Genomic DNA, 12,426 nt, shown 5'->3' with positions numbered 1-12,426 from the left:
TGAGCGCTCACTGTTCGATGTTCAACAGATAGGTCCCAAAGGACCATCAATCGGCAAGGGGACGGCCGTTGGGCTGACGCCCGTAAACCCGCCCGCCCCCTTCTCCATTGCTCAAGGTCAATAGGGGATAAAATGCGCACTGGTCTTAGCGGCGACTTCCTCCGCCGTCACGCCCGGAGCGAGTTCGATGAGCTTGAACGGGCTGTCATGGTCGGGCCGCTGGAAGACGGCAAGGTCGGTGACGATCATGTCGACCACATTCTTGCCGGTCAGCGGCAGGGTGCAGGCCGGGATGAACTTGGGGCTGCCGTCCTTGGACGTATGTTCCATGACGACGATGATCTTCTTGACGCCCGCGACCAGGTCCATCGCGCCGCCCATGCCCTTGATCATCTTGCCGGGGATCATCCAGTTGGCGATGTCGCCATTTTCCGATACTTCCATCGCGCCCAGAACGGTCAGGTCGATATGCCCGCCCCGGATCATCGCGAAGCTGTCGGCACTGGAGAAATAGACCGACTGCGGCAATTCGCTGATCGTCTGCTTGCCCGCGTTGATAAGGTCGGCATCCTCCTCCCCCTCATAGGGGAAAGGGCCGATGCCCAGCATGCCATTCTCCGACTGGAGCGTCACCTCCACACCTGCCGGAATATGATTGGCCACCAGCGTCGGTATGCCGATGCCCAGGTTCACATAGAAACCGTCCTGCAATTCCTTCGCCGCGCGTGCGGCCATCTCATCCCGGGTCCAGCCCTTGATTTCCTGGGTCATCATACGGCCTCCCTCTGGCGAACGGTGCGGAATTCGATTTTCTTGTCATAGGGTGCGCCGACGATCATGCGCTTGACGTAGATGCCGGGCAGGTGGATGGCATCGGGATCGAGGCTGCCGGTCGGCACCACTTGCTCGACTTCCGCGACGCAGACCTTCGCCGCCGTCGCCATGGGCTGGTTGAAGTTGCGCGCCGTCTTGCGGAAAATCAGATTGCCGCTCTCATCGGCCTTCCAGCCCTTGATGATCGCCACATCGGCGAAAATCCCGCGCTCCAATATATAATCCTGCCCGTCGAAGCTCTTGACCTCCTTACCCTCGGCCACGGCGGTCCCGACGCCCGTCCTGGTATAGAAGCCCGGAATCCCGGCGCCGCCCGCCCGGCACCGCTCCGCCAGCGTCCCCTGCGGACAGAATTCCACCTCCAGCTCGCCCGCCAGATATTGCCGCTCGAACTCCTTATTCTCCCCGACATAGGAGGAGATCATCTTCTTCACCTGCCGTGTGCGCAGCAGCTTGCCCAAGCCTTCGCCGTCAATCCCGGCATTGTTGGAGGCGATGGTCAGATCCCTGACCCCCGAATCCCGGATCGCGTCGATCAGCCGCTCAGGGATGCCGCACAGCCCGAAACCGCCCGCGCACAACTGCATCCCGTCGAAGAGAAGACCCTCCAACGCGCTCGCAGCATCCGAATAAATCTTGTTCGCCATCGACGACCTCTCCTTTCAGCAGAAGCATGTGGGACATGATTGATTATTTCCAATGATTTGTTTTTTGATATAAACATAAGCAATGGCTATCAATCGCATTGGTCTCTATCATCTGGAAACGTTGCTCTGGATCGACCGGCTCGGTACATTTGCCGCTGCCGCCGACAGGTTGAACACGACACAACCAGCCATTTCGGCGCGCGTACGGGAGTTGGAGGCCCATTTGGGCGCCCGTCTGTTCCGCCGCGAGGGGCGTCACATGTCGCTTACGCCCACCGGACGGCAACTGGTGCGCGATTGTGGGCCGCTCTGGGGCGATCTTCAGACAGTTCTCATGCGTTGCGGCGGTTTTCAGGAGGCGAGCGGCGTCATCCGCATCGGCACGGGTGAAATCATTGCAGCGGGATGCCTGCCCGCTTTTATTTCCGACCTCAAGAAGACGATGCCGCTCATCAGCCTGGAAATCGAGATCGACCTGACCGCGAACCTCATTCAGCAACTGCTCACGGGACGGACCGACATTGCCTTCGCCGCCGGTCCTATCGCGCATCCGGCGCTGATGTCCTGTCCGATCGGTCTGGTCAGCTTGGTCTGGCTCGCCAGTCCCGACGTGGCGGCGGCCTTTCATGCGGGGAAGGCGGATCGCCTCATTCCGGTTTGGTCGCTGGCCAGCCATTCCCCCATTCACGGGCGCATGAGGGAAGCGATTGCCGCGTCGCAAATCGCGCACAGCCTTCTCAATCTTTGCAACAATGCCCGGATCATGATCGACATTGCCAGGGCCGGGGGCGGGATCGGCATTTTCCCCGAATCCATGGCGCGGGATGAAGTGGCGAGTGGGGCGCTGGTCGTGCTTGAAGGGATGCCGGCCCTCGCGCCGATCGAATTCCACGTGTCGAAGCGGGCGTTCGACAATGAACCTGTCACCCATGCCATATTCGAGCGCGCGAGCGCGCTTCGCCTGACCTGACCGTCTTCGCGGCCGGGCAACTCTGTGCTAGCGCGGGTGCGATGACGAAAGCCGCTCAATCTTCCTGCTCGAACGACGAAGGGTCGAGCCGCCGCCGCCAGATACTGGAAATCGCTGCACAGCTCTTCGCCCGGAAGGGATATCGCGGTACGTCGATGCGTGACATTGGCGAGCAGGCAGGGGTGCTGGGCGGGTCGCTCTACCACCATATCAAGTCGAAGGATGCGTTGTTCGTCGAATTGCACAATGCGGCGCTGGACAACGCAGCGGATCAAATCCATCAGGCGGTCCAACGGCACGACGATCCCTGGGCCAGGCTGGAGGCGGCCTGCTCGACCTTGCTGGATATCCAGCTCGCCCCGGGTTCACTGACGGCTCCGATGATGAACGATTTCCGCGAAGTGCCCGATGAAGTCCGGGCACAATTGATCGCACGGCGCGATCAGTTCGAAGAATTGTTCCGCACGTTGGTGGCGGACCTGCCCCTATCCGCTCATATCGACCGATCAATCTATCGTAACCTCTTGCTTTCGCAGCTCAATGCGACAGGGGACTGGTATCGCGACGGCCGCCTGACCCCGGCCCAGGTTGCGGCCCAGATCGTCGCTATCTTCCGGCACGAATAAGTTCAGGGTCGAACAATACCGGCATCGGTCGTCGCACTTTCGTCCGCTGCCAAATTTCCCTGTTTCGCGCGCGAACGCGCCGGGGGAGCAACCCGCCCTCCACCGAAAGGCCGTGCTGAATGCGCTCGCCGATTCATAACCGACCTCCTCCGCCAGGCGGGATGAGCCGGCAGCGATGCTCCTACTGCAATCGTGCCATATCGGTCATCTTCGCCATAGCGGCGAGCTGGGGCCGGATTTCACGGACCATGAGGTCGGCGACCAGGATCGATCCCTGCTGGGTCAGATGGCCATAGTCGAACTGGACGGGTATGCCGGGCTTTACCCACAAGCGGCAATCGGGCCTGCAGAGGCTGCGATAGGCCGAGAAATAGGGGATGGTGGCCTTTTTCATCGCGGCTGCCATCCGCTGGTCGACGACAGAGACCTGGGGAATGCGATGCGGATCGATCGGCTCGGCCTGATCGATTTGCCGCGCCAGCAATCGCGGGAGGGGCTGGTCATATTCGACGATCGGCCCGGACACGATGACATGTGGGGTTGCCCTTTGCACCATCCGGACGGTTTTCTCGATATCCGGCACATCCTTGTCGAGCCAGCGCGCCGAGAGGATCACCAGATCCGGGCGCACCTGTTTCAGATAGTCGGCGAATACCCGGTGCATGAGGGTCAGGCAGCGCGCATCGCCGCGGCTGCCGATCAGCGGCTTGCATCCCGATGCCGTCGCCTGAAGGATATGCGCGTTCGGCAAGGCCTGGTTGAGGCCGTAATAGAGATGGGCGGCATGGCTGTCGCCGACGATGAGGATATGCGGCTTGTCATGCGGGGCGATCATGCACCGGTCGAACGCATAGTCCGAAAGGCTGTGTTGGGAGGTCAGGAAGCAGGAACCTGTCCGCATCATTTCGGTGCGCCCCGTCCGCTCCCCATAAGCGAGGACGCCGCGCGCCTGCGCGGAAATCGGATAAAGGGCATCGCTGAGCAGCGCGAGCGCCAGCACGCCCGCTCCGCACATCGCCATGGCGGCCGTGCCGCGTGCCACCACGGCGCGCGAGGTCAGCCGGCTCGACCGGCGGAAGGGCTTTTCGACAAAGGCCCAGGACAGCGTGGCCGCCATCAGCGCCGCGGCGAGCAGTGCCGCGCGCTCCATATTGTCGAGGCGGCTGTCGACCTGGCGATAGAGGACGATGATGGGCCAGTGCCAGAGGTAGAGCGAATAGGAGATCAGTCCCACAAAGCGCATCGGCGGTAGCGACAGCAGCCGCCCGCCCAGTGTAACCGATTTTTCGCCGCACAGCAGGACCAGGGCGGTGCCGAGGCACGGAACAAGGGCGGACGCGCCGGGAAAAATGGTGGCCTTGTTGTAGAACAGCACCGCATAGCCGATGAGGGTGAGGCCCGCCACGACACCGATCTCCGCCTGCCACTGGCGACGCGGTGCCGGGATGGCTCCGATCGCGAGGAGGGAGCCGAGCGCCAGTTCCCAGGTGCGGAAGGGAATGAGGTAGAAGGCGGCGCTGGCGTCGCGCGACACCATCCATTGCGCCGCCACGAAGCTGGCCAGCGTCAGGGCCCAGATGAGCTGCCGCCGATGCGTCGCCGTCCAGCTTCGGGTGAAGAAGATCAGCAGCGGGAAGAAGATGTAGAATTGCTCCTCGACCGACAGCGACCAGGTGTGGAGCAGGGGATTGCTGTCGAGCTCACCGTCGAAATAGCCGCTCTGGCTGTAGAACAGGATGTTCGACACGAAGACGATCGAGGCCATGATCGACTTGGCGACCTCATTGGCCTGGTCGGACATCAGCAGACCGCAAGCTAGCAGCATGACGCAGAGGTAGAGCGCGAACAGGGCAGGAAAAATGCGTTTTATCCGCCGCTTGTAGAAATCGAACAGCGCGTCGCGCCAAGTGCCCTGCTCACCTAGAAGCGTTTGCGTGATGAGGAATCCGGAGATTACGAAGAACACGTCGACGCCGACAAAACCGCCGGAGAAGAGGCTTGTGCCCAGGTGAAAGATGACGACGGGAATGACAGCGACGGTCCGCAATCCATCAATGTCCGCGCGATATTGCTTGATCATGCCGGGCAGCCTCCCCGCGTGATCGGCAATTCCATCTGTGGGGAGGGAAGTTCGTCAGCCACGGCTGGCAAGTGAATATTCACGGAATTGTGCACTGATATCCCCTTTTTCGATTCAATCCTCCCTCCGCATGGATATTTCTATGTTAAAAATATTACCTTATTTCAACGTTGAAAGCAGAAATATAAATCAATATATCGTATAATATGCAATATTCATCGAATTTATCATGGAGGATATATTTGTCATATCCGACATAATTATTGGGTTTATTCGTATCTTATTATTTAAATTTTGACTTTATGTCACTTTTGTCGTCCGTCGATTCTTGTTCCGGGAAAGGTGAATGCTATCGGCATGATCGCGACCGTCGCCGCGCAATGCGGACGCCTCTTCCGCGCAAAGTCCGGGATGCAATGGGCGGGTATCGCCGGGACGGGAGCGATCGTCGCGGCGACCATAATGCTGGCCGCGGCGTCCCGCGCGCAGATCGACTATTCCCGCGACAGGCAGCCTTTCACCATCGCCATCACGGTGGACGATCTGACGGGAAACGGGGCGCTGCCGCCGGGCATGACCCGTCTTGCCATCGCGGATCTCTATATCCAGGTCCTGAAGCGGCATCGGGTGCCTGACGCCTTTGGTCTCGTCAACGTCTCGAAATTGCAGCGGGACGCCGACGGACCGGCGGTCCTGGATCGATGGCGACGCGCCGGCTATTCGCTGGGCAATCATTCATACAGTCATATGAACCTCAATCGGGCCACCTCGTTCGATGCGTGGAAGAGCGATGTCGTGACCGGCGAGCAGGAGATTGCGCGCCGGATGAAGGATGCCGACTGGCGTTATTTCCGCTTTCCCAACATGGCGGCGGGAAAGGACGGGGCACAGCATGACGCGGCCATGACCTTCCTGAAACAGCGCGGCTATCGCATCGCCGAAGCCAGTGTCAGCTTCGACGACTGGGCTTATGGCGATGCCTATGCCCGTTGCCTCGCCAAAGGCGACAGGGCGGCGATCGCCGCCATGGAGGCGCAATATCTGAAGGCCGTCGACGACGGTATCGCGCGCATGAAGTCGCTGTCGCACAAAGTCTATGACCGCATGATCCCGCAGGTTCTGCTGACCCATCTGAGCGGATGGAGCGCGGACATGCTGCCCCAGGTGCTGGCCCGGCTGGACGCGGCGGGCGCGCATTATGTGACCTTGCAGGAGGCGCAGCGGGACCCGGCCTATGGCGGCAACGATCCATGGGCGGGCAATCAATTGATGATGGATCGCATCGCCAAACAGCGGAGGATCGATATCGGCGCTCTCCCCAAGCTGGAGCCGACCGACAATCTCAAGACGCTTTGCAGCCGGGGGCGGGGGCAGGGGTGATCAGGCCGCCTGCGCCCTGGCCGCGGCTATGCACGCCTGAAGATGCGTGTGCCGGAAGGGTTTCGACAGGCGCGTGATGTCGGGGGCGATCAGGTCGACGCCCTCATAGCCCGATATGATGAGCAGGGCGATGTTCGGATGGTCGACCCGCAAGCGCAGCGCCAGTTCGACCCCCGTCATGCCCGGCATGATATGGTCGGTGATCAATATGTCGGGTCGGTTGCCCGATTCGATCAGGTTGAGGGCACTTTCTGCCCTGTCGGTGTCGACCACATCATAACCCATGTCCACCAGCATCGCGCGCGTGCTGTTTCGCACCAGGTCATTGTCGTCCACCAGCAGCACCTTGCCGGACCGTACCGGCAAGCCTTCATCCTGGACCGGAGGGACCGGCTTGGCGCTGGCCGCGCGTTCCACCGGCAGCCAGAGCCGGATAGTGGTGCCCTTCCCGACGGCGCTGTCGATTTCCACTGTCCCGCGAAGTTGGCTGGCAAGGCCGTGGACCATGGACAGGCCAAGCCCCGTGCCGTGGCCGGAAGGCTTGGTGGTGAAGAAGGGCTCCATCGCCGCGGCCTTGACGGCGGGCGTCATGCCGGTGCCGGTATCCGTGACGGTGAGGCAGACATATTGACCGGGCGACAATCCGGCAGGCAACCGGCTCCGCCGCGCTTCGCCCGTGATGCGGATCGTACCACCATCGGGCATCGCGTCCCGGCTGTTGACGGCGAGGTTGAGGAGCGCGACCTCCAGCTGGTGGGGATCGGCATGGACGGTGGGCAACAGGGGCTGGAGGTCGACCGACAGCGTGATCCGCGGTCCCAGCGTGCTGCCCAGCAAAGCCTGCATGCCGGCCAGCAGATCGGGGAGGTCGACCGCCTTGGTGGCGAGCGGTTGACGGCGGGCGACGGTGAGCAACCGCTGGACCAGGCTTTGGGCGCTCTCGGCCGCTTGCATGGCGATGGTGGCGTGGCGTTCGATGGATTCGGCGGTCCGCCTGCCTGAGAGGATCAGGTCCAGGCCCGCGACAATGGGCATCAGCAGATTGTTGAAATCATGGGCGACATGGCCGGTCAGCTGGCCGAGCATGTCCAGTTTCTGAACCTGCCGCAAGCTGTCCTGCGACCGTTCCAGCTCCGTGGTGCGTTCCCGGACGCGATGGTCGAGCTGGTCGTTCAACGCTTCGAGCGACGAGAATAATCGTCCGTTCTCCAAGGCGGTGGATGCGGCGCGGGCCAGGGCCTCCAGCAGCGCGATCTCATTGTCGGTGGGCTGACCAAATTCGGACCAATAGGCACCGACTGCGGCGATGGGATCGATCCGGCCGATCGGCACCATCAGCATGGATCGTACGAAGGTGGTCCGATAGGCCTCGACCGGCACCCGCGGATCGTCGAAGACATCGACGATCACCGCCGTCTGATGATGTTCCATGGCCCAGCCCGATACGCAGGTCTCGGCGGGGAAGCGCTGCCCCGCCCAAAGCGGCTCCATCGCATCTTCGGCGATATAATGGCATTGGTCCTCGTCACGCAGGACTACCGCGATGCCGTCCGCCCCCACGGCCCGACGGGCGAAGGCGCGCAGCACATTGACGATGGCGTCCAGCGACCGCGCGCCGGCCAGGGCCTCCATCGCCTCGGCCGCGATGCTCCACCGCGCCGCCAGCGCCTTGTGTTCGGATTCGCGTTCGCTCGCCAATTTCTTTTCCATCGACAGCCTTCCGCCTTCGGTCCGAAGCCTTTCTTATCATCGGAGAAGCTTGTCATAAAGCAAAGATGATCAAGGGGTTAGAACAAGAAATTCCAAATTGATGACCAATTCGGTCTTAACCCTGATCCTTTCCCAAAAAGAAGCGCACCATCAAGAACGCAGAATGGCGGCATAATCCGCCGGGTCGACATTGGCGCCGGAAACGACGACGGCAACAGCATCGTTCCGATATGGCGCTTTGCCGTGGAGCAGCGCCGCCAGGGCCACCGCGCCGCCCGGTTCGACGACCAGCTTCAGCGTTTCGAACGCGAAACGGATCGTCGTGCGCACTTCATCGTCGCTGACGGTCAGGCCGCCGGCCAGCAGGGTGCGGTTGATGGGAAAGGTGAGCTCGCCGGGACTGGGCGCCAGCAGGGCATCGCAGATCGACGTGGAGCCGGTCGCCACGATCTCGCGGATGCCGGAGGCCAGCGAGCGGGTCGTATCGTCAAACGCGTCCGGTTCGACGGCGTAGATATCGACTTCCGGCGCCGCGTCCTTGACGGCGGTGGCGATTCCGGCGACCAGGCCGCCACCGCCGCAGCAAGCCAGTATCTGGCCGACATCTGCCCCGGCTTCCCGCGCCTGATGCAGGATTTCCAGTCCGACGGTGCCCTGCCCGGCGATGATATGGGGATCGTCGTAGGAGGGAACGATCACGGCGCCGCGTTCCAGGGCGATGGCGGTCGCGATCGCCTCGCGCGATTGGGTGGCGCGGTCGTAGAATATGATTTCCGCGCCCAATGCCCTCGTGTTGCCGATCTTGATGGCGGGGGCGTCGGCGGGCATGACGATGGTGGCGGGCATGCCCAGCAATCGCGCGGCTGCGGCCACGCCCTGCGCATGATTGCCGGAGGACCAGGCCACGACGCCGGCGGCTCTGTCGCCCGGGGCGATGCGGCTGAGGCGATTATAGGCGCCACGAAACTTGAAAGAGCCGGTGTGCTGGGCGCCTTCGAACTTGATGAGGACGCGGCGTCCCGTTCGGGCGTTCAACGCCGCATTTTCCAGCAACGGCGTGCGGACCGCCGCCCCGCTGATCTGCGTGGCGGCGTCGCGTACATCCTCCGCGCCGATCGCGAGGGCCGCCGCAACTCCCATCTTTTGCCTTGGCGTGCGGGTCAAGGACCGGCTCGCCTATCCTGCTCGCGTTCGAAGACCTCCGCTATTTCCGGCCCCATCGCCTGCAAATCGTCGCGTTGGAAGAAAGGTCGGATTTCCAGTTCGCTGGGGCCGGGCATCGGATTGGGGCATCGCCTGGCCCAGGTGATCGCCTCCTCCATGTCCCTGACCTCCCATATCCAATAGCCCGCGACCAGTTCGCGGGGATGGGCGAAGGGACCGTCGATGACCGTGCGGCTGGCCCCGTCGAAGGCGATCCGCTTGCCTGACGATGAGGGTTTCAACCCGTCGCAATCGACCATGATACCGGCGGCGATCAGCGCATCGTTGAATTTGCCCATTTCCTCGAACATTTCGGCTGAGGGGGGACCGCCCCTTTCGCTGTCTTCCGTCGCCTTCACCAAAACCATAACGCGCATGACCGTCTCCCGTGCCGGAGGGCTTTCCGTCGATCCTCATATCCAGTGGGCGAGGGGAAGGAAATCGCTGTACAGCGATTCCATGCATTATCGACGGCATTATCGCCGGGCCAGCCGCTTCCGGTTCTTGCCCACCGCCTGGCGGTAATGGGCGGTCGAGCGCTGCATGACCGACAGGGGCGTCGATCCCAGCGCGCCGGTCATCGCCTTCCATTGCAGCAGCGCGGCCGCCTCGATCTTCTCGGCCACCATCCGCTGCGCCTCGAAGGCGGCAGCAGGATCGCCAGCCAGCAGCTTCGGCAGGCGCAGGCCGATCACTTCGGCCGCTTCCATGCCAAGGCGCCAATAGTTGAACGCCACCGACATCGGGTCCATTCGCTGGGTCACAAAATCGCCTCCTTCGCTCCTGTGCTATGATGCACGGCGCAGCGCCTCCACGAATCCGGCGCGATAAGGAGCGGATCATGCCCGACTACCGGCAGTTGCGCGAGCAAATGGTGGCCAAGCAGATCGTTCGGCGCGGAATAACGGACCCGGCGCTGCTCGCCGCCATGCGGACCGTGCCGCGCGAACGCTTTGTCGGAGAGGCGGTGAAGGCGCAGGCCTATGACGACAGGCCGCTGCCGATCGGGGCCGGGCAGACCATATCCCAGCCCTATATCGTCGCTGCGATGATCGAGGGGATCGGGATAGGGAATGGCGGGATCGGGGCGGGCGACCGCGTCCTGGAGGTGGGGGCCGGGTCGGGCTATGCCGCCGCCATTCTTGGCCGCATCGCGGGCCAGGTCTTCGCGATCGAGCGGCACGCAAGCCTCGCCGGGCAGGCGCGCAGGCGGATGCGGGAGCTGGGCTATGCCAATGTCGATATTCGCGAGGGTGACGGCACGCTGGGACTGGCGGGGGAAGCGCCCTTTGACGCGATATTGGTGTCCGCCTGCGGGCCGGACGTGCCGTCGGCGTTGAAGACGCAGCTTGCGGTGGGCGGGCGGCTGGTCATGCCGGTCGGGGGCGAGGTGCAACGGCTTTGCAGGATCACGCGCCTCGATGACGATCATTATGAGGTCGACTGGGGAGAAGCCGTGACCTTCGTGCCGCTGATCGGAAAGCAGGGCTGGCTGGGCATCTGATCGAGGTTGGACGGAATTTCCGGAACCCGACCCGCGAACAGGGGTTTCCGCGATAGAATAACGGGAGAGTGAAGCCGCCGTGGCAGCATCCTTGGACAAGACATTGATCGCAAACCCCGAACCGGGTCTTTCCGGCCTTGCGATCCGCGAATTTTTCAGAAACCCTTTGGCCGTGGGGTCGGCCTTTCCGGCATCGCGCTATCTCGTCGCCCATATGCTGGCGCCAGTCGATTGGAGCCGGGTCCGCTGCATTGTCGAATATGGGCCGGGAACGGGCATCTTCACGCGCGCTCTGCTGGCCCGATTGCCGGCGCAGGCACGGTTGCTGGCGATCGACACCAGTGCGGCGTTCATCGACCATCTGCGCGGGCAAACGGACGACCAGAGGTTGATCGCCGTCACCGGATCGGCGGATCATGTGTTGGGCATCATGGCCGATCATGGGCTGGAACGGGCGGATTGCATCCTGTCCGGCCTGCCCTTTTCGACGCTGGTACCGGTGCGGGCGGCGCGGCTGATGGACAGGAGCTGCCACGCCCTGGCGCCCGATGGCCGGTTTCTGGCCTATCAGATGCGCAGGGTGGTCGGACCGCTCCTCGCCCGCCGTTTCGCCAGGGTGACGACGGGCTTCGAGTGGCGGAATATCCCACCCTGCCATCTCTATTGGGCGAGTGAACCCGCCAGAATTTAGGCGACCGCGACCACCTCCGCGATGATGTTCAGCAGGTGTTTTGCATGTTCGTTTCGGCAGATGAGGAGGTCTGGGAGGTAGACGTCGCTTTGATTGTAGATGAGGGGCGAACCGTCGATGCGGGAGCAGTGGAGGCCATGGGCGAGGGCGACGGCGACCGGGGCCATGCTGTCCCATTCATATTGGCCGCCGGAGTGGAGGTAGATGTCGGCCTGGCCGAGGATCACGGCCATCGCCTTGGCGCCGGCGCTGCCCATGGGGACCAGTTCGGCGCCCAGCTTTTGCGCGACCGCGACGGCTTCGGCGGCGGGCCGGGTGCGGCTGACCACCATGCGCAGCTTTTCGGGCGCGGGCGGCAGGGCGACGGGCTGGTCGGAGCGCAGCACCGTGCCTCCGTCCAGTCCCGGCAGGGCGACCGCGCCGATGGCAGGCCGGCCGTCAATGGCGAGGCCCACATGCACGGCCCAGTCGGCGCGTGCCTCGCCATATTCGCGCGTGCCGTCGACCGGGTCGACGATCCACACCCGGCTCATCGCAAGCCGGTCGGCATTGTCCTTCTCCTCTTCCGAGAGAAGCCCGTCCTGCGGCCGCACTTCGCGCAGCGCGTGGCAGAGGAACTGGTTGGCGGTCTGGTCGCCCGCCTTGCCCAGAGCCTTGGGACTGAACAGGCCGGATTCCCGGACGTTGACGAGGATGCGTCCCGCAACCTCGGCCAGATGCGCGGCAAGATCGGCGTCGGTCATGCGCTCCACCGCGGCGCTTGCCTTTGCGGTCGCTTCGC

At 63.0% G+C, this 12,426-nt stretch carries 12 protein-coding genes and 2 pseudogenes; 5 read left to right on the top strand and 9 right to left on the bottom strand.

Going from position 1 to position 12,426, the window contains the following annotated elements:
• Positions 1 to 117: 117 nt before the first annotated feature.
• Together YP76_RS14185 and YP76_RS14180 are read right to left on the bottom strand one after the other, a co-directional pair.
• On the bottom strand, positions 118 to 774 hold the full coding sequence (locus YP76_RS14185; RefSeq protein ID WP_046764265.1) for a CoA transferase subunit B: 657 nt from the start codon (positions 772 to 774) through the stop codon (positions 118 to 120).
• Positions 771 to 1,481 carry a CoA transferase subunit A gene (locus tag YP76_RS14180; protein WP_046764264.1) on the bottom strand — a complete coding sequence of 237 codons (711 nt, stop codon included), beginning with the start codon at positions 1,479 to 1,481 and terminating at the stop codon, positions 771 to 773. The genes YP76_RS14185 and YP76_RS14180 overlap by 4 nt, the downstream gene beginning before the upstream one ends.
• 82 nt (positions 1,482 to 1,563) lie before the next feature.
• Between YP76_RS14180 and YP76_RS14175 the strand changes: the two genes are divergently transcribed.
• Complete coding sequence (locus tag YP76_RS14175) at positions 1,564 to 2,451, top strand: LysR family transcriptional regulator (RefSeq protein ID WP_046764263.1); 888 nt, start codon at positions 1,564 to 1,566, stop codon at positions 2,449 to 2,451.
• 41 nt (positions 2,452 to 2,492) lie between these two features.
• Positions 2,493 to 3,077: a TetR/AcrR family transcriptional regulator gene (locus tag YP76_RS14170; RefSeq protein WP_046764262.1), complete on the top strand. Its 585-nt coding sequence runs from the start codon at positions 2,493 to 2,495 to the stop codon at positions 3,075 to 3,077.
• 66 nt (positions 3,078 to 3,143) lie between these two features.
• Here the strand turns inward: YP76_RS14170 and YP76_RS29380 are convergent.
• Positions 3,144 to 3,236 (bottom strand): annotated as a pseudogene (locus tag YP76_RS29380) (AraC family transcriptional regulator); the annotation flags it as partial.
• A gap of 22 nt (positions 3,237 to 3,258) precedes the next feature.
• Complete coding sequence (locus YP76_RS14165) at positions 3,259 to 5,157, bottom strand: acyltransferase family protein (RefSeq protein ID WP_046764261.1); 1,899 nt, start codon at positions 5,155 to 5,157, stop codon at positions 3,259 to 3,261.
• Between the two features lie 357 nt (positions 5,158 to 5,514).
• On the opposite strand from YP76_RS14165, the gene YP76_RS14160 reads away from it, so the two are divergent.
• On the top strand, positions 5,515 to 6,537 hold the full coding sequence (locus tag YP76_RS14160; protein ID WP_052757438.1) for a polysaccharide deacetylase family protein: 1,023 nt from the start codon (positions 5,515 to 5,517) through the stop codon (positions 6,535 to 6,537).
• On the opposite strand, the gene YP76_RS14155 is transcribed toward YP76_RS14160, so the two are convergent.
• From YP76_RS14155 to YP76_RS14140, 4 genes and pseudogenes are all read right to left on the bottom strand, one after another.
• The gene (locus tag YP76_RS14155; RefSeq protein WP_046764260.1) at positions 6,538 to 8,247 is read right to left on the bottom strand and encodes an ATP-binding protein; all 1,710 of its coding nucleotides are present in this window, start codon (positions 8,245 to 8,247) and stop codon (positions 6,538 to 6,540) included. It abuts the gene before it with no gap.
• A gap of 150 nt (positions 8,248 to 8,397) precedes the next feature.
• Positions 8,398 to 9,387: a threonine ammonia-lyase gene (locus YP76_RS14150; RefSeq protein ID WP_046764259.1), complete on the bottom strand. Its 990-nt coding sequence runs from the start codon at positions 9,385 to 9,387 to the stop codon at positions 8,398 to 8,400.
• Positions 9,388 to 9,482: 95 nt separating this feature from the next.
• Positions 9,483 to 9,827 (bottom strand): annotated as a pseudogene (locus tag YP76_RS14145) (YciI family protein); the annotation flags it as partial.
• A 99-nt stretch (positions 9,828 to 9,926) separates the two neighbouring features.
• Positions 9,927 to 10,214 carry a hypothetical protein gene (locus tag YP76_RS14140; RefSeq protein WP_232307556.1) on the bottom strand — a complete coding sequence of 96 codons (288 nt, stop codon included), beginning with the start codon at positions 10,212 to 10,214 and terminating at the stop codon, positions 9,927 to 9,929.
• A gap of 77 nt (positions 10,215 to 10,291) precedes the next feature.
• Here YP76_RS14140 and YP76_RS14135 point away from each other — a divergent pair, with 77 nt between their 5' ends.
• On the top strand, positions 10,292 to 10,954 hold the full coding sequence (locus tag YP76_RS14135) for a protein-L-isoaspartate(D-aspartate) O-methyltransferase (RefSeq protein WP_046764257.1): 663 nt from the start codon (positions 10,292 to 10,294) through the stop codon (positions 10,952 to 10,954).
• A gap of 79 nt (positions 10,955 to 11,033) precedes the next feature.
• Positions 11,034 to 11,645, top strand: coding sequence for a class I SAM-dependent methyltransferase (locus YP76_RS14130; RefSeq protein ID WP_232307555.1), 612 nt, complete (start codon positions 11,034 to 11,036; stop codon positions 11,643 to 11,645).
• On the opposite strand, the gene YP76_RS14125 is transcribed toward YP76_RS14130, so the two are convergent.
• Entirely contained in the window at positions 11,642 to 12,388 is a 747-nt protein-coding gene (locus YP76_RS14125; protein WP_046764399.1) for a 3'(2'),5'-bisphosphate nucleotidase CysQ, read from the bottom strand. The genes YP76_RS14130 and YP76_RS14125 overlap by 4 nt on opposite strands.
• Positions 12,389 to 12,426: the final 38 nt, after the last annotated feature.

Source organism: Sphingobium chungbukense, assembly GCF_001005725.1.
In the GTDB taxonomy this organism is placed as follows: Bacteria; Pseudomonadota; Alphaproteobacteria; order Sphingomonadales; family Sphingomonadaceae; genus Sphingobium; species Sphingobium chungbukense.
The sequence above is the reverse complement of the archived record's forward strand: the minus strand, read 5'-3'. Positions and strand labels throughout refer to the sequence as shown.

Coding starts and splice junctions, on each gene's coding strand:
- YP76_RS14185 (WP_046764265.1), bottom strand. CDS start 774: ATGATGACCCAGGAAATCAAGGGCTGGACCCGGGATGAGATGGCCGCA.
- YP76_RS14180 (WP_046764264.1), bottom strand. CDS start 1,481: ATGGCGAACAAGATTTATTCGGATGCTGCGAGCGCGTTGGAGGGTCTT.
- YP76_RS14175 (WP_046764263.1), top strand. CDS start 1,564: ATGGCTATCAATCGCATTGGTCTCTATCATCTGGAAACGTTGCTCTGG.
- YP76_RS14170 (WP_046764262.1), top strand. CDS start 2,493: ATGACGAAAGCCGCTCAATCTTCCTGCTCGAACGACGAAGGGTCGAGC.
- YP76_RS14165 (WP_046764261.1), bottom strand. CDS start 5,157: ATGATCAAGCAATATCGCGCGGACATTGATGGATTGCGGACCGTCGCT.
- YP76_RS14160 (WP_052757438.1), top strand. CDS start 5,515: ATGATCGCGACCGTCGCCGCGCAATGCGGACGCCTCTTCCGCGCAAAG.
- YP76_RS14155 (WP_046764260.1), bottom strand. CDS start 8,247: ATGGAAAAGAAATTGGCGAGCGAACGCGAATCCGAACACAAGGCGCTG.
- YP76_RS14150 (WP_046764259.1), bottom strand. CDS start 9,387: ATGGGAGTTGCGGCGGCCCTCGCGATCGGCGCGGAGGATGTACGCGAC.
- YP76_RS14135 (WP_046764257.1), top strand. CDS start 10,292: ATGCCCGACTACCGGCAGTTGCGCGAGCAAATGGTGGCCAAGCAGATC.
- YP76_RS14125 (WP_046764399.1), bottom strand. CDS start 12,388: ATGACCGACGCCGATCTTGCCGCGCATCTGGCCGAGGTTGCGGGACGC.